This is a genomic window from Streptomyces alkaliphilus, from assembly GCF_014141535.1.
Taxonomy (GTDB): Bacteria; Actinomycetota; Actinomycetes; order Streptomycetales; family Streptomycetaceae; genus Streptomyces; species Streptomyces alkaliphilus.
In genome coordinates this window covers 1-1,861 of sequence record NZ_VKHT01000977.1, presented here as the reverse complement: position 1 = coordinate 1,861, position 1,861 = coordinate 1, and the positions used below count along the sequence as shown (strand labels likewise).

At 74.4% G+C, this 1,861-nt stretch carries 2 protein-coding genes; both read left to right on the top strand.

Annotated elements, in window-relative coordinates:
• Window positions 1–168: 168 nt before the first annotated feature.
• Window positions 169–930: a DeoR/GlpR family DNA-binding transcription regulator gene (locus tag FNQ90_RS21670; RefSeq protein WP_182607897.1), complete on the top strand. Its 762-nt coding sequence runs from the start codon at window positions 169–171 to the stop codon at window positions 928–930.
• Window positions 927–1,861: 1-phosphofructokinase family hexose kinase (locus FNQ90_RS21665; protein ID WP_182607896.1), on the top strand; the 935-nt coding region annotated here is incomplete at its 3' end. The genes FNQ90_RS21670 and FNQ90_RS21665, both read left to right, overlap by 4 nt.

Sequence of the window (1,861 nt, the reverse complement as noted above, 5' to 3'; positions counted from 1 at the left end):
CCCCCACCCGGCCCGCGTCGATCCAGGGTGTTGATCTTGAATACCCGTTCATGTCCGCTCCGGGTGCCGAGTGTGTTTACTTTGCGAAATTCCGGTCGTAATCTTGTCGCGAAGTCACTCATTCGGACACCGGGAGACCCGGTTCGGAGCGGAACGGACACCGGACGGATGTACGCACAGGAACGCCGGCAGGAGATCCTCCGCCTGGCCCGCGAGGAGGGCCGGGTCGAGGTGGTCACCCTCGCCGAGGGCTTCGGGGTCACCTCCGAGACGGTGCGCCGGGATCTGAAGGCGCTGGGTCGGGCCGGCCTGCTGCGCCGCGTGCACGGCGGCGCCATCCCCATCGGCCGCCTGGATTTCGAACCCGACCTCGGACGCCGCGAGGCCACCGCCGTCGCGGAGAAGGAACGCATCGCCCGGGCCGCCCTGGAGGAGCTGCCCCGTGAGGGCAGCGTCATCCTCGACGCCGGCAGCACCACCGCCGCCTTCGCCGCGCTCTTCCCCTCCGACCTCAACCTCACCGTGGTCACGCACGCGCTGCCCCTCGCGGCCCGGCTCGCCGACCACCCCGGCATCGAACTCCACCTGATCGGCGGTCGGGTGCGTCACCGCACCCGTGCCGCCGTGGACGCCTGGGCCCTGCGCACCTACGGCGAGATCAGCGCGGACCTCGTCTTCCTCGCCACCAACGGCTTCTCCCCGGACACCGGCCTGACCACCCCGGACCTCGCCGAGGCCGCCGTGAAGCGGGCACTGATCGCCGCCGGGCGCCGCGTGGTCCTGCTCGCCGACTCCGGTAAGTCCGGACGCGAACACTTCGCCCGTTTCGGCGACCTCCGGGACGTCGACCTGCTCATCACCGACACCGGCCTCGACCCCCGGGACGCCCGGGAGATCGAGGCCGGGGGCACGGAGGTCCGTCGCGCATGATCCTCACCGTCACACCCAACCCCGGCCTGGACCGTACCTACGCCATCCCGGTCCTGGAGCGCGGCGCCGTGCTGCGCGCCGGAACCGACCGGGTCGACCCCGGCGGCAAGGGCGTCAACGTCTCCCGCGCCGTCGCCGCCGGGGGGCGCCCGACCATCGCCGTCCTCCCCCTGGGCGGGGCCGAGGGCGAACTGCTCTCCCGCCTGCTCGGCGGGCTGGGTGTCGAACCGGTGGAGGTTCCCGTCGTCGGCTCCACCCGGGTCAACGTCTCCCTGGTCGAACCCGACGGCACCCTCACCAAGGTCAACGCCGCCGGGCCGGAACTCGGCCCGGCGGAGAGCGAGGCCCTGCTGGCCACCGTCGGACGGTACGCGCCGCGCGCCGACTGGACGGCCTGCTGCGGCAGCCTGCCGCGCGGCCCCGCCCACGACTGGTACGCCGAACTGGCCGACCGCATCCACCACACCGGGGCCCGGATCGCCGTGGACACCTCGGGACCCGCCTTCCTCGCGGCCCTTCGCGGCCGCCCCGATGTGGTCAAACCCAATCTCGACGAACTGGCCGAGGCCACCGGCCGCGCCGTCGGTGACCTGGCCACCCTGGGCGCGGTGATGGAGGCCGCCCGCGAGCTGCGGGCGGCCGGCGCGGGCACCGTCCTGGCCAGCCTGGGCGCGGACGGCCAGCTCCTGGTCGAGGAGGACGGCGTCCACTGGGGCACCGCCCCCGTGCGGACCGTCCGCAGCGACGTCGGCGCCGGTGACGCCTCCCTGGCCGGCTTCCTCGTCGCCGGAGGCCGTGGGCCCGATGCCCTGGCGGCGGCCCTCGCCCACGGGGCCGCCGCCGTCCAACTCCCCGGCAGCGCCATGCCGCGCCCCGCCGACCTGCGCCCCGACGCGGTGACCATCACCGATGACCCGCCCCGGGGCCGTCC

Excerpts from the sequence above, each read along its gene's own strand:
- FNQ90_RS21670 (WP_182607897.1), top strand. The coding sequence starts at position 169 with ATGTACGCACAGGAACGCCGGCAGGAGATCCTCCGCCTGGCCCGCGAG.